We start from the raw sequence: 18,540 nt of genomic DNA on the forward strand, positions 1-18,540 counted from the left end.
AAGGCAGACTTTCCATGATGTCCATTCTCGGCACCCTCTTCATCGGCCTGATCGCAGGTTTCATCGCACGCATGGTCAAACCGGGCGACGACAGCATGGGCTGGATCATGACCGCCATCCTGGGCGTCGCCGGCTCGTTCCTGGCCAGCTACGCGGGCGCAGCCCTGGGGCTGTACGCGCAGGGCCAAGCGGCAGGGTTCATCGCTTCGGTGGTGGGCGCTGTGGTGCTGCTGGTGATCTACGGCCTGCTCAAGAAAAAGGCCTGAACGGCATTTGGCTGCACCAAGAAAAAAGCCCTGGTCGAAAGACCAGGGCTTTTGCTTTGGTAGGACGTGGCAGGCTCGAACTGCCGACCAACGGATTAAAAGTCCGCTGCTCTACCAACTGAGCTAACGTCCCATCAAACTTGGAAGATCTGTCTGGTCGCGCTGGACCGAGAGAAACCTCCCGGAACCGGGAGGTTGAAAACTGGTGGGGCGTGAGTGACTCGAACACTCGACCTACGGATTAAGAGTCCGCTGCTCTACCAACTGAGCTAACGCCCCGCACGATCCGATTTCTGAAATCGATTTCGGATACTGCGAAGCCTCAGATTATAGCGTCATTTCGCCTGTTTTTAAAATGGGCCGCACTTTTTCAACACGTTCTGCCAATGCGCCAATGACCCAGCCTGCGGCACACATGCCAAAGGTCGCGGTGACACTGACCGCCGACCCGTAGCCATGGCAATTGAGCGAACCATCCACCGACCCGATTGCGCACGAGGCATCCGGAGGCGCCACCGCTTCGCGACTGAACACGCAGGTCACACCAATGCGTTTGGTGCGCGATGCGCCGTGGTGTTTGCGCAGCCGGTAACGCAGCTGTGCCAGCAGCGGATCGTGCGTCACGTCGGCCAGGTCGCCGACCTCGACCGCCTGCGCCCGGCGCTTGCCACCGGCAGCGCCCACGCTCGCGAGTGGCACCTGGTGCGCCACCGCCCACGCAGCCATCACCGTCTTGGCCCGCACCTGGTCACAGGCGTCGACCACCGCCAGCGACTGCCCACCGGCGAGCAAGGAAGCGCCCATCGCGGACCAGTTGTCCGGTGTCACGAAGTCGTCGACCACCTGCACCGTGCAGTCGGGATGGATGAGCGCGATGCGCTCTTTCATTGCCTCCACCTTGGCCTGTCCGAGGGTGGTCGACAGCGCATGGATCTGGCGGTTCACGTTCGACTCCGCCACATGGTCCATGTCGATCAATGTCAGCCTCCCAACTCCGCTGCGGGCCAGTGCCTCCGCCGCCCAGGAGCCGACCCCACCAATGCCGACCACGACCACATGCGCGTCGAACACGGCTTGCGCCCCGTCTACGCCATAGAGGCGGCGCATGCCGCCGAAGCGGCGTTCAAAGTCGGAGGTCATTCGCGTTCCACAAGCAGCGACCCAGGGACCACGCCCCGGGGGGCCGTTCAGCGAATCTTGGCCAGACGTTCGCGCCCGGCGGCTGCGGCCTCGGACTGCGGGTAGGTACGCACCAGGGTCTCCAGCGTGCGCTGGGCGCCCTTGCCATCCTTGAGTTCGATCTGGCTGTTCGCCATCGCCAGCATCGCTTCGGGCGTGCGCTGGTGCGACGGGTACTGCGCCACCAGACGGCGGTGGCTCTCGATCGCTTCCTTGTAGGCGCGGTTGGCGTACTGTGCATTGCCCAGCCAGTACAACGCCGACGGCGTATAGCCACTGCCCGGGAAACGGCGCAGGAAGCCGGCGTAGGCCGACGACGCACCCGCGAAGTCGGACTTGCGCAGCAACTCCATCGCGGCGTCGTAGTCCCGCTTTTCCTCCGGCGTGGCGGTGAACTCGGCACCGTCAAGCGACACCTTGGCCGGCTCGACCTGACGCAGCCGGGCATCGACACCGGCCTGCACATCCTTCTGTTGACGCTGCAGTTCGGCGACGTCGCGCGCAAGCTGCTCGTTCTGGCCACGCAGGCGCGCGATTTCAGCCCGGAGCTGCTCGTTCTGGTTCGACAGTTCGAGCATGCTGCGCTGGCTGGCCGTGCCTGCATCACGCGACTCGTTCATCAGCCGCCCCAGCTTCGCATCGGTGTCCTGCCGGTAGGCGTCAAACTTTTGCCGCAGGTCGAGGATGGCCTTGCGGGCCTCGTCGTCGTCGAACAGGGCATGCGCCTGTAGCGGCCACAGGCTGGCGACCACCAACGACGCACCACCCATCAGGGCGGGCCAGGAAGCAAAGGGGCGGAGCTTCATTTATTTATAGGTCAGTTCGACGCGGCGGTTCTTGGCGTAGGAGGCCTCGTCGCCACCCATGGCGGCGGGCTTTTCCTCACCGAAGCTCACCGGCTCCATCTGCCCTTCGGACACGCCGAGCAGAGCCATCGAGCGACGCACCGCTTCGGCACGCTTCTGGCCCAGCGCCAGGTTGTATTCGCGACCACCGCGTTCGTCGGTGTGACCTTCCAGCGCCACCTTGCGGCCAGGGTTGGCCTTGAGGTACTTGGCGTTGGCTTCCAGCGCCGCGGCAAATTCGGCGCGCACTTCGAAGCTGTCGTAGTCGAAATAGACAATGCGGGTCAGACCGGTAGGCTGCGGCAAATTCATGCCCGGCACCTGCACACCCGTCACACCACGCGGATCAACACCCGTACCGGAGCCATCCTGCCCGGTCTGGCCGGTCGAGGTGGTATTGCGGTCTTCCACCGGTGCTTCGTCGAGCTTCACGCTGGAACCGCAGGCGACCAGCGTGGCCACCAACAACAGCCCGGCGACCCGGGTCAGCCAGACAGGGCGGGAGGCGTTCGTGTGCTGCGCCTGGGTCGAAGTCTTGGTCATTGCAAAAGTCCCTTTCTGGATCGGTATGGGAGTGAGCGTACAGTAGGTCGAGTATGTCGGTGTCAGCGGACGAACGGGCCCCAGTCGGGCTCACGGATGTCGCCTTGTGCGCCAGCCAGCCTGGTCTTGACACGGCCATCCACGGTGGACGTCATCAGGGCTTCCTGACCACGGTCGCGCGTGGCGTAGACGATCAGTTTGCTGTTGGGCGCAAAGCTCGGACTTTCGTCGGCACTGGTGTCGCTCAACGCAGTGACCTTGCCGCCGTTCAGGTCCATGACGTGCAAGCGGAAGGCGCCATTGACACGGGAGATGAAGGCCAGCCAGCGTCCGTCGGGGCTGGGTGCCGGCGAGATGTTGTAGTTGCCGTCGAAGGTGAGCCGCTGGGGGTTCTCACCGTTGGCGCCCATGCGATAGACCTGAGGCGAGCCGCCTCGGTCGCTCACAAAGAAGATCGAGCGGCCGTCGGCGCTGAACACCGGTTCCGTGTCGATGCTGCCGGAGTTCGTCAGCCGCCGTGGCTGGCCGCCATTGGCATCCATCGCGTAGATCTGGGCATTGCCGGAAATCGACAGGGTCACCACCAGTTGACGTCCATCGGGCGACCACGACGGCGCGCTGTTGGAGCCACGGAAGTTGGCCAGCAGGCGAGTTTTTCCAGTCCCCACATTGATCGAGTAGATCGACGGCTTGCGAGTCTCGAAAGAGACGTATGCAAGAGTCGCACTATCGGGCGACCAACTTGGCGAGATGATTGGTTCTGGACTGGTGAGCGAGACGCGGGAGTTTTCACCGTCGGAATCGGCCACGAGCAATCGATATTGCGTCCCCGACTTGGTCACGTAGGCGATGCGGGTTGCAAACACCCCCTTGTCTCCCGTGAGCTTCTCGTACACGTAGTCGGCGATCTTGTGTGCGGCGTAGCGCAGGTCGGTGGCGCCGACCGGGTAGCTCAGCCCTCCGAGGTCCTGCCCACGCACCGAATCCCAGAGCCGGAAACGCACGTCGTAACGGCCATCGGCCAGACGCGTCACGCTGCCCGTCAGCAGCGCATCGGTGCCCTTTTCGCGCCAGGCGTTCAGCTCAGGGCGGGAGGTTTCGTCCAGACGGACCGGCAGCGGCTCGATGAACTTGAACTGCCCGCTGCGCTCCAGGTCGGCGCGCACGATGGCGGCCATGTCCTGGTTCACCAGGCTGTTGTCGCGGAAGGCGGCGGCAGAGATCGGAATCTGGGTGACACCGGCCCCCGACACTTCGACGCGAAACTGCGCCATTGCATCTGTCAGAGGTGCCGCCATCAGCGACAGGGCTGCGGCGTGGGTCAACAGGTGCCGCCGCGAGGGCAGCCAATCGGTTCGTTTCAGTTCCTGCATGCGTTGGTTCAAGGGTGAATGCACCATAGCGGGCCGCCAACGGATAATACCGGATGCGCATACCCCTGCCGTGACAAGATGTGCTGCCCCCGGCACAAGTTCCCCGCCCGCGCATCCGCCACACACCGACCCAGGTTCCAGCCGCCTTGACTACTCCCGATCCAGCACTCGAATCCCCCCGGGACACGATCCGTCAGCGACTGCGTCGGTTCTGGCCGTATTTCCGCTCGGCATCGGCCGGCATCGTGCTGGCCGCGGTGTGCACCGTCATCGGCGCACTGACCGAACCGATGATCCCGGCCCTGCTCAAGACGCTGCTGGACCGTGGCTTCTCCGAAGGCAACATCGACCTCTGGATGGTGCCGGCAGCGCTGCTGGGCCTGTTCGGCATCCGCGGTCTGTCGGGATTCCTCGCACAGTACGCGCTCTCCTACACCGCCAGCCTGGGTCTGCTGAACCTGCGCCGGGCGATGTTCGACAAGCTCAACGACGCGCAGATGACCCTGTTCGCCCGCCAGAGCGCAAGCAAGCTGTCCAACACGCTGGTGTATGAAGTACAGACCGGCTCGACGCTGCTGGTCAATGCCCTGCTGACCCTGACCAAGGACAGCCTGACGCTGCTGGCCTTGCTGGGCTACCTGATGGTGCTGAACTGGAAGCTCACGCTGATCGTGCTGTTCCTGTTCCCGGCGCTGGTGGTGGTGATGCGGGTGCTGTCGCGCCGGCTGTACCGCCTCACCAAGTCGAGCCAGCAGGCCACCGACGAACTGGCCTACGTGGTCGAGGAAAACGCGCTGGCCCACCGCATGGTGCGGCTGCACGGCGCGCAGGCCCGCCAGTCGGAGCGCTTCGAAGGCCTGAGCGTTCGGCTGCGGCGCCTGGCCCTGAAGTCGACCATCGCCCAGGCGGCCATGACCCCGCTGACGCAGATGCTGGCGGCGGTGGCGCTGTCGGCAGTGATCGCGGTGGCGCTCTGGCAGAGCAGCCGCAGCGGCGTCACCGTCGGCAACTTCGTGGCCTTCGTGACGGCCATGCTGATGCTGGTCGCTCCGATCCGGCACCTGGCCGAAATCGCCGGCCCGATCACGCGGGGCCTGGCGGCGCTGGAGCGCGGGCTGGAACTGATCGAAGACACGCCGGAGCAATCCAGCGGCACCCACGTCGCCGACCGCGTGCAGGGGGCCATCGAATTCAGGGACGTCTGGGTGCGCTACCCCTCGCGCGACGACGAATCCACCGGCGACGATGAAGTCAACCGCACGGCCCTGTGCGGTGTGTCGCTGCAGGTGCAGCCTGGGGAAGTGCTGGCCCTGGTCGGACCTTCGGGTTCGGGCAAGACCACGCTGGCCAACCTGTTGCCGCGCTTTGTCGAAGTGCTGCACGGCGAGGTCCACCTCGATGGCGTCGCTCTGCCCGACTGGGAACTGCATTGCCTGCGGCGCCAGTTCGCCATGGTGAGCCAGGACGTGATCATGCTCAACGACAGCCTCGCCGCCAACGTGGCGCTGGGCGCCGCCGGGGGTGCCATCGACGAAGGCAAGGTGCTGGCGGCGCTGGAGTCGGCCAACCTGGGCGAGCTGTTGTCGCGCCTGCCGCGCGGCATCCACAGCAGCGTCGGTCACAACGCCGCCGAGCTCTCCGGCGGTCAGCGCCAGCGCCTGGCCATCGCACGGGCCATCTACAAGGACGCACCGGTGCTGATCCTCGACGAAGCGACGTCGGCACTGGACAACGAGTCCGAGCGGCTGGTCCAGGACGCCCTGGCCCGCCTGATGAAGGGCCGCACGACCCTGGTCATCGCGCACCGGCTCTCGACCATCGAACACGCCGACCGCGTGGTCGTGCTGGCCAACGGCCGCATCGCCGAGCAGGGCACCCACCAGCAGCTGCTGCGCACCGGCGGCCTGTACGCCCGGCTGCACGCGCAGGGCTTCTCGGAACCGGAAGCTGCCTGAGGGTCAGAGCAGGACGATGTCGTATTGCTCCTGGGTCATGGAGCTTTCGGCCTGCAGCGAGATCGGCTTGCCGATGAAGTCCGACAGTCCGGCCAGATGAGCGCTTTCTTCGTCGAGAAACAGCTCCACCACCCGCGGTGACGCCACCACGCGGAACTCGCGCGGACTGAAGGCCCGCGCCTCGCGCAGGATCTCGCGCAGGATGTCGTAGCAAAGGCTGCGCGCGGTCTTGACCACACCCTTGCCATCACAGGCCGGACAAGGCTCACTGAGCATGTGCGCCAGCGACTCGCGCGTGCGCTTGCGGGTCATTTCGACCAGCCCCAGCTGCGAGAAACCGCCGGTCATGGTCTTCACCCGGTCGCGCGCCAGCTGCTTGCGGAATTCGGTCAGCACGGCGTCGCGGTGGTCCTCGCGCACCATGTCGATGAAGTCGACGATCACGATGCCGCCCAGGTTGCGCAGCCGCAGTTGCCGGGCGATCGCCTGCGCGGCCTCCAGGTTGGTGCGGAACACCGTGTCGTCGAAATTGCGGGCACCGACAAAGCCGCCCGTGTTTACATCCACGGTCGTCAACGCCTCGGTCTGGTCGATCACCAGATACCCGCCCGACTTGAGGTCGACGCGCCGGCTCAGCGCCCGCGTGATCTCTTCGTCGACGTTGAACAGGTCGAAGATCGGCCGCTCGCCCGTGTAAAGCTGCAGCTTGCGCGCGGTGTCGGGCATGAACTCGGCCGCAAAGGCCTGCAGCAGGCCGAACTGCTCGCGCGAGTCGATGCGGATCGACTGCGTCTGCGCACCCACCAGGTCGCGCAGCACCCGCTGCATCAGGTTCAGGTCGACATGCAGCACCGTGGCCGGCGGCTGGCGCGAGGACGCCTCCTTGATGCGCTGCCAGGTCTTGCGCAGGTAGGCGATGTCTTCGCCCATTTCTTCGTCGGTCGCGTCTTCGGCGTTGGTGCGCAGGATGAAGCCGCCCGCCGCGCTGCCATCCGGCATGGCCGTCAGCGCGAGCAGCCGCTGGCGCAGGGCTTCGCGCTGTGCGGCGGGAATCTTCTGCGACACGCCGATGTGGTTGTCCTGCGGCAGGAACACCAGCAGCCGGCCGGCGATGCTGATCTGCGCGGTCAGCCGCGCGCCCTTGGAACCGATCGGGTCCTTGAGCACCTGCACCATCAGCGCCTGTCCTTCGAAGATCTGGCGCTCGATCGGCTGCACCGGATCGGGTGTCAGCATCTTGCCGCCACCTTCGGCCGAGCCTTCGCCCGCCGACGGCGCACGGTCCTTCGGCGCGGCGTGTTTGGCGTTGATGTTGGGCATCAGGTCGGCCACATGCAGGAAGGCCGCACGGTCCAGCCCGATGTCGATGAAGGCCGACTGCATGCCCGGCAGCACGCGCGAGACCTTGCCGAGATAGATGTTGCCGACCAGTCCGCGCTCCAGGGTGCGCTCCAGATGCACCTCCTGCACCGCGCCCTGCTCGACCACCGCCACCCGCGTCTCCTGCGGCGCCCAATTGATCAGGATGTCCTGGCTCATGTCTGTCTCGATGTTCTGGTTGTTCAGCAGGCCAGCCGCACGCCGGCGGCGCGCAGCAGTTGGGCCGTCTCGTGGGCCGGCAGCCCCATGATGCCCGAGTAGCTGCCACTGATGCGGCTGATGTGCAACGACGCGCTGCCCTGAATGGCGTAGGCGCCGGCCTTGCCGATGGGTTCGCCGCTATCGACATAACGGCGGATGTCGGCCGCGCTCCAGGCGTCAAACTGCACCTTCGAGGTCGACAGCGCCGCCCATTGCCGGCCCGCGCCACGCGCCGCCGGCCGGGCCACTGCCACCGCGGTCAGCACACGGTGCCGGCGGCCCGCGAGATCGCCCAGCATGCGGCGCGCATCGGCCGCATCGGCGGGTTTGCCGAGAATTCGCCGGCCCAGGGCCACCGTCGTGTCGGCACACAGCACCGGCGCCAGCGGCAGGCCCCGGCGCCGGAGACGCTGCACCGACGCCTGCAACTTCAACCCGGTCACCCGCTGCACATAGGCGGCCGGCGCTTCGCCTGGCAATACCGCCTCCAGCGCTTCGACGTCTTCGTGGTCGTCGGGCAGCAGCAGTTCGCAGCGCACACCCCACTGTTCGAGCAATTGCTTGCGGCGCGGGCTCTGCGAGGCGAGATAGATGAAGTCACTCACGGTGGTACGGATGGTTGGCGTTGATGGACCAGGCCCGGTAGAGCTGTTCGATCAGCAACACCCGCACCATCGCGTGCGGCAGCGTCAGGTCGGACAGGCGGATGCGCTGGTGGGCCGCCTCACGGAAGGCCGGTTCCAGCCCGTCGGGGCCACCGATGACCAGCGCCACGTCGTCGCCATCCAGCTGCCATTGGCGCAACTGCTGTGCGAGCGCCTTGGTGGTCAGCTGGGTGCCGCGCTCGTCGAGCACCACGGTGCGGGAGCCTTTGGGCAGCGCCGCCACGATGCGCTCGCGCTCGGCGGCCATGACCGTTTCCACGGTCTTGGAACCGCGGGGCTCGGTCTTGACGGTCTTGATGTCGACCCGCAGCTCGGGCGGGAAGCGCTTGGCGTAATCGTCGTAGGCGGTCTGGGCCCAGTCGGGCATGCGCTGCCCGACCGCGACGATCACGAGCTTCATGCCTTCTTCTTCGGCGCGGACTTCTTGGCGACCGGCTTGGCGGCGGTTTTCGCTGCCGGTCTGGCGGCGGGCTTGGGCTTGTTGACCACCAGCTTGGGCAACGCGGCCTTGGGCTTGGCGCCAGCAGCAGCCGTCGTCTTGCGCGGCGCCTTGGCGGCAGCCGATTTGACTGGTGCCTTGCCGGCCGTCTTCTTCGCAGGCGTCTTGGCGGCCACCGGTGCGGCAGCCTTGGCGGTCTTGCGCACCACGGCCTTGCCGGACACGGGCGCCACTTCCTTGGTCGCTGCAGTCTTCGCGGATGTCTTTTTCGCGGCCTTCCTGGGTTCTGCCGAAGCAGCCTTCTTGGAAGCCGCCGCCTTCTCGGCGCCCGACTTCAGCTTCACCGGCTTCTGGCCCCAGATCTCTTCCAGGCGGTAGTACTGGCGGATCACGGGCTGCATCACGTGGGCCACGGCCGCGCCGCAGTCGATGATGATCCATTCGCCGTTGTCTTCGCCCTCGATGCGGGGTTTGTCGAAACCGGCTTCACGCACGGCATCGCGCACGCTGGAGGCCAGCGCCTTGGTCTGGCGGTTCGAGGTGCCGCTGGCGACGATCACGCGCTCGAACAGCGGCGACAGCGCTTCGGTGTTGAAGACCACGATGTCTTGGCCTTTGACGTCTTCCAGGCCCTCCACAATGGCTCGCTGGAGTTTCTGGATGTCTTTTTTGGCGGTGGTTTCGCTGGTCATGAAGGCTGTTGGTAGAGGGAATGGTTGGAAATATAGCCTGCGACGGCTTCAGGCACCAGAGCGGCCAGCCCTGTGCGGCGGCGTTCGGGATCGGCCAGGCCGGCCCGGATGCCGGTGGAACTCAGGGGTGACAAAGGCATCAGCAGGCGCAGGAAAGGCACTTCGTCGTTCGAGGAAGGTCCATCGGACAGCGGCGAATCGCCCTGCGAACCAGGCCGGCCAGCGACCACCAGGGTCGCCATGGACAACACCTCCTGCCAGCGGCGCCAGCTCCGGAAGGCCTGGAGCTGGTCTTCACCGACGATGAGGAAGAACCGGGCATCCGGGTACTCCCGACGGAATTCTTCGAGGGTGTCGATCGTGTACGTGGCCGACGGGCGACGCAGCTCGCGGTCGTCGACGCGCACGGCGGGCAGATCGACGAAGGCGAGCTGGCACATGGCCAGGCGGTGCACGCCATCGGTCAGGGTGCGGGACTTGTGCCAGGCCTGGCCTGTGGGCAGGATGTGCAGCCGGTCCAGCGACAGCTGCCCGATGGCGGCCTCGGCCAGGGCCCGGTGGGCGCGGTGGGGCGGATCAAAGGCACCGCCGAAGAGGCCGATGCGCAAGGGGTTTCCCGGCGCCGCCTGCGGCATCAGATCCAGTCCTTGCGCACGAGGAAATCGCTGTAAAGCCGCGCCTCTTCCGAGCCGGGCTCTTCGGCGCGCTGGTACGACCAGCTGACCATGGGCGGCATGGAGAGCAGGATGGAGTCGCTGCGTCCACCCGACTGCAGGCCGAAGTGCGTTCCGCGGTCCCAGACCAGGTTGAACTCGACGTAGCGGCCGCGGCGGTAGAGCTGGAACGCGCGCTCGCGCTCACCATATTCCATGGCCCGGCAACGGTCCACGACCGGCAGATAAGCGTCAAGGAAGGCGTCACCGACCGAGCGCAGCATCGAGAAGCTGCCCTCGAAACCCAGCTCGGAGAAGTCGTCGAAGAACACCCCGCCCACACCACGCTGCTCGTCGCGGTGCTTGAGGTAGAAATACTCGTCGCACCACTTCTTGAAGCGCGGGTACTTGTCGACGCCAAAGGGGTCCAGCGCCGTCTTGCAGGTGCGGTGGAAATGCACGGCGTCTTCCTCGAAGCCGTAGTACGGCGTGAGGTCCATGCCGCCGCCGAACCAGCACACGGTCTGCCCGCTGGCCGGCGTCGCGGCGATCATGCGCACATTCATGTGCACCGTCGGCACGAAGGGATTGCGCGGGTGGAACACCAGCGAAACGCCCATCGCCTCGAACGGCGCCCCCGACAGTTCCGGCCGGTGCTGTGTGGCCGACGGCGGCAGGCTCGGGCCGGTCACGTGCGAGAAGCCACAGCCGGCTCGTTCGAAAACGGCTCCGTTCTCCAGGATCTGCGTAATGCCCTGCCCTTGCAGGCGCTCGCCCTTGGGTTTTTTCCAGTGGTCGACCACGAAGGCACCACCGTCGACCACCGCAATGGTCGAGGTGATGCGGTCCTGCAGGCCGGTGAGGTAGTCGCGAACGCGGCGGGTCGGCTGGGTCATGGTGTCAGAGGGCACGGTAGCCGATGTCGCGGCGGCATTGCATGCCGTCGAAGCGCACGCCGTCGACCACGCCATAGGCCTTCTTCTGGGCGGCCGCCACGGTGTCGGCCAGCGCCGTCACACACAGCACGCGTCCGCCCGAGACCACCACCTGGCCGTTGGCGTCGGCGGTGCCGGCATGGAACACCATGCGGTCGGCTTCGTCGGCGGGCAGGCCGGTGATGGCATCGCCCTTGCGGGGATTCATCGGGTAACCGGCAGCCGCCAGCACCACGCCCAGCGCCACGCGCGGGTCCCAGTCCAGCGTCACCTGGTCCAGCTCGGCGCGGGTGGCCGAGAGCAGCACCTGCGCCAGGTTGGAGCGCAGGCGCATCATGATCGGCTGCGTCTCCGGATCGCCCATGCGACAGTTGAATTCCAGCGTCTTGACGCGGCCGTCGGGCGTGATCATCAGGCCCGCGTAGAGGAAGCCGGTGTACGGAATGCCATCGGCGGCCATGCCACGCAGCGTGGGCAGGATCACCTCGTCCATGGCGCGCTGGTGCACGGCCGGCGTGACCACCGGCGCCGGCGAGTACGCGCCCATGCCGCCGGTGTTCGGACCCTGGTCGGCGTCCAGCAAGCGTTTGTGGTCCTGGCTGGTGGCCAGCGCGAGTGCGTTCACGCCGTCGCACAGCACGATGAAGCTGGCCTCCTCGCCGTCGAGGAATTCCTCGATCACCACGCGGGCGCCGCCCTCGTTGTGCGCCACGCCCAGCTTGTTGTCCAGCAGCATGAAGTCGATCGCTTCGTGCGCCTCGGCCAGCGACATCGCCACCACCACGCCCTTGCCCGCCGCCAAGCCATCGGCCTTGATCACGATGGGCGCGCCCTTGGCGTCCACATAGGCGTGGGCCTGCACCGCGTCGGTGAAGGTCTGGTATTCGGCCGTCGGGATGCCATGGCGCTGCATGAAGGCCTTGCTGAAGGCCTTGGAGCTTTCCAGCTGGGCCGCCCTCTGCGTCGGTCCGAAGATGGCCAGGCCGTGGGCGTGGAACTCGTCCACCACCCCGGCCGCCAGTGGCGCCTCGGGACCGACCACGGTCAGGCCGATGCCATTGGCCTGCGCCCATTCGCGCAGCGCCACCTTGTCGGTGATCGCCAGGTTGGTCAGTTGCGCGTCGCGCGCGGTACCGGCGTTGCCGGGCGCCACAAACACCTGCTCGACCCCCTCGGATTGCTTGAGCTTCCACGCCAGCGCGTGCTCGCGGCCACCACCGCCAATCACCAGGACTTTCATTCGTTGATCTCTGCGTTGTGGAAGATCTCCTGCACGTCGTCCAGGTCTTCCAGAATGTCGAGCAATTTCTGCATGCGCGCCGCGTCTTCACCAGCAAGGGGAATCGCGTTCTCAGCCCGCATGGTGACCTCGGCCACCTCGGGCTTCAGACCCGCGGCCTCCAGCGCGTTCTTCACGGCTTCGAAGTCGGTGTAGGCGGTCAGCACCTCAATGGCGCCGTCGTCGTCGGTGATCACATCCTCGGCGCCGGCCTCCAGCGCCACTTCCATCACCTTGTCTTCGCTTGTGCCCGGCGCAAAGATGATCTGGCCACAGTGCTTGAACTGGAAGGCCACCGAGCCGTCGGTGCCCAGGTTGCCGCCGTACTTGCTGAAGGCATGACGCACTTCGGCCACAGTGCGCACCTTGTTGTCCGTCATGGTGTCCACGATGATGGCCGCGCCACCGATGCCGTAGCCTTCGTAGCGGATTTCTTCCAGCGCCTGGCCTTCGAGGTTGCCCGAGGCCTTGTCGACGTTGTACTTGATGCGGTCGGCCGGCATGTTCGCCGCCTTGGCCTTGTCGATCGCCAGCCGCAGACGGGGGTTCATGGCCGGGTCACCACCACCGGTGCGGGCGGCCACGGTGATTTCTCGGATCACGCGCGTCCAGATCTTGCCCCGCTTTTCATCCTGCCGGCCCTTGCGGTGTTGAATGTTGGCCCATTTGCTGTGTCCAGCCACGAGAGAGTCCTTTTTTCTGACCAGAATTTGGTGTAATAACCTTCGATTTTACGACCCCCTCCCCTCTTCACCCCTGTAAGGAAGCCCGACATGGCCGAACCGCTGCTGATTGCCCAGAACGCCAATGCCCAGTGCCATCTGCTGCCCGGACTGGCCAACCGCCACGGGCTGATCACCGGCGCAACGGGCACCGGCAAGACGGTGACGCTGCAGACCCTGGCCGAGCAGTTCTCCAACATCGGCGTGCCGGTGTTCATGGCCGATGTGAAAGGCGATCTGACCGGCATCAGCCAGAAAGGCAATCTGCCCGAGAAGGTCCGCAAGATCCTGGCCGACCGCGGTCTCACCCCGACCGAACCGCAGGCCTGTCCCACCACGCTGTGGGACGTGTTCGGTGAACAGGGTCATCCGGTCCGCGCCACGATTTCCGACATGGGCCCGCTGCTGCTCTCGCGCATGCTGGACCTGAACGACACCCAGGCCGGCGTGCTCAACCTGGTCTTCAAGATCGCCGACGACAACGGCCTGCTGCTGCTGGACATGAAGGACCTGCGGGCCATGCTGCAGCACATCGGCGACAACGCCAAGCAGTTCACCACCGAGTACGGCAACATCAGCGCCGCCAGCATCGGCGCCATCCAGCGCGGCCTGCTGCAGATCGAGCAACAGGGCGGCGACAAGTTCTTCGGCGAGCCCATGCTCGACATCAGCGACTTCATGCAGACGGTCGGCGGCAAGGGCGTGATCAACGTGCTGACGGCCGACAAGCTGCTGAACGCGCCGCGCCTGTACGCCACCTTCCTGCTCTGGATGCTCTCGGAGCTGTTCGAGGCTTTGCCCGAAATCGGCGACCCGGACAAGCCCAAGCTGGTGTTCTTCTTCGATGAGGCCCACCTGCTGTTCGACGAAGCACCCAAGATCCTGATCGACCGCATCGAGCTGGTCGTGCGCCTGGTGCGTTCCAAGGGCGTGGGCGTGTATTTCGTGACCCAGAACCCGCTGGACATTCCCGATTCGGTGCTCGGCCAGTTGGGCAACCGCGTGCAGCACGCGCTGCGTGCCTTCACCCCGCGCGACCAGAAAGCCGTCAAGGCCACCGCCGAAACCATGCGCCCCAAGGCCGGACTGGACATCGAAGCCGCGATCACGGAGCTTGCCGTGGGCGAAGCCCTGGTCAGCCTGCTCGATGCCAAGGGCCGCCCCAGCGAAACCGAACGCGTGTTCGTGATTCCGCCGGGCAGCCAGCTCGGCCCGATCACGCCCGAACAGCGCACCACGCTGCTGCAGACTTCGCTCGTGGCCGGCGTGTATGAAAAGGTGGTGGACCGGGAAAGCGCCTACGAAGTGTTCCAGGCCCACGCCGGCAAGCGCGGACAGGCAGAGCAACCAGCCGCAGCGACCGATGCACCCAAGACGCCCCGCATCCCGGGCGCCACCGAAGACAAGAAAGAAGAAGGCTCGGGCATCGGCGGCATGATCAACGAAGCCCTGTTCGGACGCACCGGTCCGCGCGGCGGCCAGTACGACGGCCTGGTGCAGACCATGGCCAAGACGGCGGCGCGCAGCGTGGCCAGCGGCCTCGGGCGGCAGCTCGTGCGTGGCGTGCTCGGCGGCCTGCTGGGCGGCAAACGCTGACCCTCGACACCATCACCCACTTTTTCAAGGAATTTCCATGCGCCTTCGCCCTTCCCTGATGTCCCTGACTTCGCCTCTGCTGGCGCTGGCACTTGCTGCCTGCGGCGGCGGCGGCGGCGGTTCCGACGGCGCGCCGGCCGGCGGCAGCACCGCCGAACGGGTGGCCTCCTGCGGCACCTCGGGCGGCGCCCTGCGGATCATGCCCATGGGCGACTCCATCACCGAAGGCGACACCGGCCACAACAGCTACCGCCGCGACCTCTGGATGAACCTCGTCGGTGCCGGCTGCCAGGTCAACTTTGTCGGCAGCCATTCGGGCGTGTCCGGCGGCAGCGCGCCCAACGCCGATTTCGACCAGGACAACGAAGGCCACTGGGGCTGGCGGACCGACGAAATGTCGGCCCAGGCCGCCGGGTATGTGTCCGGCGCGGCGCCGGACATCGTGCTGATTCATCTGGGCACCAACGACCTGTTCCAGGGCGAAAACCCCGCTGGCGTGGCACAGGAGCTGGGTGGGCTGATCGACAACATCCGCGCCGGCAAGGGCGATGTCCGCATCGTCCTCGCCAAGATCATTCCGAACGTGGTGGACCCGGGAGCGGTCGCCGCACTGAATGCGCAGATCGACGGCATTGCCGCCAGCCGCGGGGTGAGCGTGGTCGACCAGTCGGCCGGCTTCTCCACCGGCGACCTCTACGACGGCGTGCATCCCAACGCCACCGGCGAATCCAAGTTGGCAGCCCGCTGGGCACAGGCGATCCAGGCACTGCGTTCCTGATAGCCCGCCCGCGACAATGAAAAAGCCCAGCAGAGCCGGGCTTTTTCTTGGCTGTTCGGTCGGGGCTTGCGCCCCCACCTGGGTCAGCCCGTGGTCGCCTCTTCCGGCTTGGCTTTGCCTTCCTTCTTCGGCAGCGGCAGGATGTCGAGCTTGACTTCCTGGGTTTCCTTGCCGTCGTCGCCGGCCTTGCTTTCCAGATCCACCGTCAGGCGGCCGCCCTCGGTCAGGCGACCGAACAGCAGCTCGTCGGCCAGGGCACGGCGGATCGTATCCTGGATCAGGCGCTGCATCGGGCGTGCGCCCATCAGAGGATCGAAACCCTTCTTGGCCAGGTGCTTGCGCAGCGTGTCGGTGAAGGTGACCTCGACCTTCTTCTCGGCCAGCTGACCCTCAAGCTGCAGCAGGAACTTGTCCACCACGCGCATGATGATCTGCTCGTCCAGCGCCTTGAAGCTGACGATCGCGTCCAGCCGGTTGCGGAACTCGGGCGTGAACAGGCGCTTGATGTCGCCCATTTCGTCTCCGGCCACACGCGGGTTGGTGAAACCGATCGTCGCCTTGTTCATGGTCTCGGCACCCGCGTTGGTCGTCATGATGATGATGACGTTGCGGAAGTCGGCCTTGCGCCCGTTGTTGTCGGTCAGCGTGCCGTGGTCCATGACCTGCAGCAGCACGTTGAAGATGTCCGGGTGCGCCTTCTCGATCTCGTCGAGCAGCAGCACGCAGTGCGGCTTCTTGGTGACGGCCTCGGTCAGCAGGCCGCCCTGGTCGAAACCGACGTAGCCCGGAGGCGCACCGATCAGACGGCTCACAGCGTGACGCTCCATGTACTCCGACATGTCGAAGCGCAGCAGGTCGATGCCCATGATGTAGGCCAGCTGCTTGGCGGCCTCGGTCTTGCCGACGCCGGTGGGGCCGCTGAACAGGAAGGCACCGATCGGCTTGTCGGCCTTGCCGAGGCCTGAACGCGCCATCTTGACGCTGGCGGCCAGCACCTCGAGGGCCTTGTCCTGGCCGAACACCACGCTCTTTAGGTCGCGTTCGAGCGTCTGCAGCTTGCCGCGATCGTCGTTGGACACGTTCGCGGGCGGAATGCGCGCGATCTTGGCCACGATCTCTTCGATCTCGGTCTTGCCGATGGTCTTCTTGCGCTTGGACGGCACCAGGATGCGCTGCGCAGCACCGGCCTCGTCGATCACGTCGATGGCCTTGTCGGGCAGATGGCGGTCGTTGATGTACTTGGCCGACAGCTCGGCCGCGGCCTGCAGCGCTGCCACGGCGTACTTGACGCTGTGGTGCTCCTCGAAGCGGCTCTTGAGCCCCTTGAGGATGTCCACCGTCTGTTCGACGGTCGGTTCGACCACGTCGACCTTCTGGAAGCGGCGCGACAGGGCCGCGTCTTTTTCGAAGATGCCGCGGTATTCGGTGAAGGTGGTCGCGCCGATGCACTTGAGCTGGCCGCTGGAGAGCGCCGGCTTGAGCAGGTTGGACGCGTCCAGCGTGCCGCCCGAGGCCGCACCGGCTCCGATCAGGGTGTGGATTTCGTCGATGAACAGGATGGCGTGTGGCTTGTCCTTGAGCGACTTGAGCACGGCCTTGAGGCGCTGCTCGAAATCACCGCGGTACTTGGTGCCGGCCAGCAGCGCACCCATGTCCAGCGAGAACACGTTCGACTCGGCCAGAATTTCCGGCACGTCGCCCTGGGTGATGCGCCAGGCCAGGCCCTCGGCGATCGCCGTCTTGCCCACGCCGGCTTCGCCCACCAGAAGTGGGTTGTTCTTGCGGCGGCGGCACAGGATCTGGATCACGCGCTCGACCTCGTAGTCGCGGCCGATCAGCGGGTCGATCTTGCCGTCCTTGGCCGCCTGGTTCAGGTTCAGGGTGAACTGCTCCAGCGGGGACTGCTTGTCGTTGCCCTTGGTTTCGGCGCTCTGCTCTTCGTTGTCGGCCGCGCTTTCACCCGGCTTGGACGACTCGGGCGGATCGCTCTTGCGGATGCCGTGAGCGATGAAGTTCACCACATCCAGGCGGGTCACGCCCTGCTGGTGCAGGTAATACACCGCGTGCGAGTCCTTCTCGCCGAAGATCGCCACCAGCACATTGGCGCCGTTGACTTCCTTCTTGCCGTTGCCGGTGGACTGCACATGCATGATCGCGCGCTGGATCACGCGCTGGAATCCGAGCGTGGGCTGGGTGTCGACCTCGTCGGTGCCGGCGACCTGCGGGGTGTTGTCCTTGATGAAGTTCGTCAGGGACTTGCGCAGATCGTCGATGTTGGCCGAACAGGCCCGCAGCACTTCGGAGGCGCTGGGGTTGTCCAGCAGTGCGAGCAGCAAGTGCTCGACCGTGATGAATTCGTGCCGCTGCTGCCGGGCCTCGACAAAGGCCATATGCAAGCTGACTTCAAGTTCCTGGGCAATCATGGACACTTCCTTTTGGCTGGTGAGGATCTGAAACGCGAACGTCCGTTGGGTGGTTTACAGGGAAGAGACCATCATTTGGGGTAGACCCGTCTTTATTCAACTGGTTCACTCAGGCATTGCAGCGGATGACCGGCCACCCGGGATGCCGCCAGCACCTGATCGACCTTGGTGCTGGCCACATCGCGGGAATAGACGCCGCAGATGCCTTTGCCCTCCAGATGGATCTTGAGCATGATCTGTGTGGCGGTTTCGCGGTCCTTGCTGAAAAATTCCTGGATCACGTGCACGACAAACTCCATGGGGGTGAAGTCGTCGTTGAGCAGCACGACTTGGTACATCTGGGGCGGCTTGACACGCTGGGTGCGGCGTTCGAGCACCACCGAATCATCGCTGCCCACACCTGGTGGAGCTGCAGGAATCTGGGGCTTTTTCGGGATCTGGGAGGCCATGAAAACCATTCTAGCGGTCCACGCCCTTCGCTGCTGCGAACAGGGAAAACCGCGGCCCGCACACCACCGCGAGAAGTGGTTTTCACCCCCTCGTTGAATGCGTGCGTGCACCTGTCCATGCAGGCATTGTGAACTTGGCGGCCAAGAAAAAACCGCCGAGGAACGCC

18 protein-coding genes and 2 tRNA genes are annotated in these 18,540 nt (G+C 65.6%); 4 read left to right on the forward strand and 16 right to left on the reverse strand.

The window, feature by feature from the left end:
• Nucleotides 1-14 precede the first annotated feature (14 nt).
• Nucleotides 15-266: a GlsB/YeaQ/YmgE family stress response membrane protein gene (locus ACS5NL_RS16940; protein ID WP_439355056.1), complete on the forward strand. Its 252-nt coding sequence runs from the start codon at nucleotides 15-17 to the stop codon at nucleotides 264-266.
• Between the two features lie 57 nt (nucleotides 267-323).
• On the opposite strand, the gene ACS5NL_RS16945 is transcribed toward ACS5NL_RS16940, so the two are convergent.
• The 6 genes from ACS5NL_RS16945 to tolB all read right to left on the reverse strand — a co-directional run bounded on the left by ACS5NL_RS16945 (nucleotide 324) and on the right by tolB (nucleotide 4,206).
• A tRNA-Lys gene (locus tag ACS5NL_RS16945) sits at nucleotides 324-399 on the reverse strand.
• A gap of 70 nt (nucleotides 400-469) precedes the next feature.
• Nucleotides 470-545 (reverse strand) — tRNA-Lys (locus ACS5NL_RS16950).
• A 48-nt stretch (nucleotides 546-593) separates the two neighbouring features.
• Complete coding sequence (locus ACS5NL_RS16955; protein ID WP_439355057.1) at nucleotides 594-1,406, reverse strand: tRNA threonylcarbamoyladenosine dehydratase; 813 nt, start codon at nucleotides 1,404-1,406, stop codon at nucleotides 594-596.
• A 47-nt stretch (nucleotides 1,407-1,453) separates the two neighbouring features.
• Complete coding sequence (ybgF, locus tag ACS5NL_RS16960) at nucleotides 1,454-2,251, reverse strand: tol-pal system protein YbgF (RefSeq protein ID WP_439355058.1); 798 nt, start codon at nucleotides 2,249-2,251, stop codon at nucleotides 1,454-1,456.
• Nucleotides 2,252-2,833 (reverse strand): peptidoglycan-associated lipoprotein Pal, encoded by a 582-nt coding sequence (pal, locus tag ACS5NL_RS16965; protein ID WP_439355059.1) that lies wholly within the window; start codon nucleotides 2,831-2,833, stop codon nucleotides 2,252-2,254.
• 62 nt (nucleotides 2,834-2,895) lie between these two features.
• Nucleotides 2,896-4,206: a Tol-Pal system beta propeller repeat protein TolB gene (gene tolB, locus ACS5NL_RS16970; RefSeq protein WP_439355061.1), complete on the reverse strand. Its 1,311-nt coding sequence runs from the start codon at nucleotides 4,204-4,206 to the stop codon at nucleotides 2,896-2,898.
• Between the two features lie 146 nt (nucleotides 4,207-4,352).
• Here tolB and msbA point away from each other — a divergent pair, with 146 nt between their 5' ends.
• Entirely contained in the window at nucleotides 4,353-6,161 is a 1,809-nt protein-coding gene (gene msbA / locus ACS5NL_RS16975) for a lipid A export permease/ATP-binding protein MsbA (RefSeq protein ID WP_439355062.1), read from the forward strand.
• 3 nt (nucleotides 6,162-6,164) lie between these two features.
• On the opposite strand, the gene rng is transcribed toward msbA, so the two are convergent.
• The 8 genes from rng to ACS5NL_RS17015 are packed head-to-tail and all read right to left on the reverse strand — an operon-like array spanning nucleotide 6,165 to nucleotide 13,088.
• Nucleotides 6,165-7,700, reverse strand: a complete 1,536-nt coding sequence (gene rng / locus ACS5NL_RS16980) for a ribonuclease G (protein WP_439355063.1) — start codon at nucleotides 7,698-7,700, stop codon at nucleotides 6,165-6,167.
• Between the two features lie 23 nt (nucleotides 7,701-7,723).
• The gene (locus ACS5NL_RS16985; RefSeq protein ID WP_439355064.1) at nucleotides 7,724-8,347 is read right to left on the reverse strand and encodes a Maf family protein; all 624 of its coding nucleotides are present in this window, start codon (nucleotides 8,345-8,347) and stop codon (nucleotides 7,724-7,726) included.
• Nucleotides 8,340-8,807 carry a 23S rRNA (pseudouridine(1915)-N(3))-methyltransferase RlmH gene (gene rlmH / locus ACS5NL_RS16990; protein ID WP_439355065.1) on the reverse strand — a complete coding sequence of 156 codons (468 nt, stop codon included), beginning with the start codon at nucleotides 8,805-8,807 and terminating at the stop codon, nucleotides 8,340-8,342. The genes ACS5NL_RS16985 and rlmH overlap by 8 nt, the downstream gene beginning before the upstream one ends.
• The gene (gene rsfS / locus ACS5NL_RS16995; RefSeq protein ID WP_439355066.1) at nucleotides 8,804-9,538 is read right to left on the reverse strand and encodes a ribosome silencing factor; all 735 of its coding nucleotides are present in this window, start codon (nucleotides 9,536-9,538) and stop codon (nucleotides 8,804-8,806) included. Before rsfS ends, rlmH begins: the two co-directional genes overlap by 4 nt.
• Entirely contained in the window at nucleotides 9,535-10,146 is a 612-nt protein-coding gene (gene nadD / locus ACS5NL_RS17000) for a nicotinate (nicotinamide) nucleotide adenylyltransferase (RefSeq protein ID WP_439355067.1), read from the reverse strand. Before nadD ends, rsfS begins: the two co-directional genes overlap by 4 nt.
• 26 nt (nucleotides 10,147-10,172) lie before the next feature.
• A complete protein-coding gene (gene hemF / locus ACS5NL_RS17005; protein WP_439355068.1) occupies nucleotides 10,173-11,087 on the reverse strand; it encodes an oxygen-dependent coproporphyrinogen oxidase in 915 nt (304 codons plus the stop codon).
• A gap of 4 nt (nucleotides 11,088-11,091) precedes the next feature.
• Nucleotides 11,092-12,366, reverse strand: a complete 1,275-nt coding sequence (gene purD, locus ACS5NL_RS17010) for a phosphoribosylamine--glycine ligase (protein WP_439355070.1) — start codon at nucleotides 12,364-12,366, stop codon at nucleotides 11,092-11,094.
• Nucleotides 12,363-13,088, reverse strand: coding sequence for a YebC/PmpR family DNA-binding transcriptional regulator (locus ACS5NL_RS17015; RefSeq protein WP_439355072.1), 726 nt, complete (start codon nucleotides 13,086-13,088; stop codon nucleotides 12,363-12,365). The genes purD and ACS5NL_RS17015 overlap by 4 nt, the downstream gene beginning before the upstream one ends.
• A gap of 90 nt (nucleotides 13,089-13,178) precedes the next feature.
• Between ACS5NL_RS17015 and ACS5NL_RS17020 the strand changes: the two genes are divergently transcribed.
• Both ACS5NL_RS17020 and ACS5NL_RS17025 read left to right on the forward strand, forming a co-directional pair.
• A complete protein-coding gene (locus ACS5NL_RS17020; RefSeq protein ID WP_439355073.1) occupies nucleotides 13,179-14,723 on the forward strand; it encodes a helicase HerA-like C-terminal domain-containing protein in 1,545 nt (514 codons plus the stop codon).
• A 37-nt stretch (nucleotides 14,724-14,760) separates the two neighbouring features.
• Nucleotides 14,761-15,501, forward strand: a complete 741-nt coding sequence (locus tag ACS5NL_RS17025; protein WP_439355074.1) for an SGNH/GDSL hydrolase family protein — start codon at nucleotides 14,761-14,763, stop codon at nucleotides 15,499-15,501.
• Nucleotides 15,502-15,584: 83 nt separating this feature from the next.
• Here ACS5NL_RS17025 and clpA read toward each other — a convergent pair whose 3' ends face one another.
• Entirely contained in the window at nucleotides 15,585-17,924 is a 2,340-nt protein-coding gene (gene clpA, locus ACS5NL_RS17030) for an ATP-dependent Clp protease ATP-binding subunit ClpA (protein ID WP_439355075.1), read from the reverse strand.
• A gap of 92 nt (nucleotides 17,925-18,016) precedes the next feature.
• On the reverse strand, nucleotides 18,017-18,382 hold the full coding sequence (gene clpS, locus ACS5NL_RS17035; RefSeq protein ID WP_439355077.1) for an ATP-dependent Clp protease adapter ClpS: 366 nt from the start codon (nucleotides 18,380-18,382) through the stop codon (nucleotides 18,017-18,019).
• Nucleotides 18,383-18,540: the final 158 nt, after the last annotated feature.

This window comes from Hydrogenophaga sedimenti (assembly GCF_051857515.1).
Taxonomy (GTDB): Bacteria; Pseudomonadota; Gammaproteobacteria; order Burkholderiales; family Burkholderiaceae_C; genus Hydrogenophaga.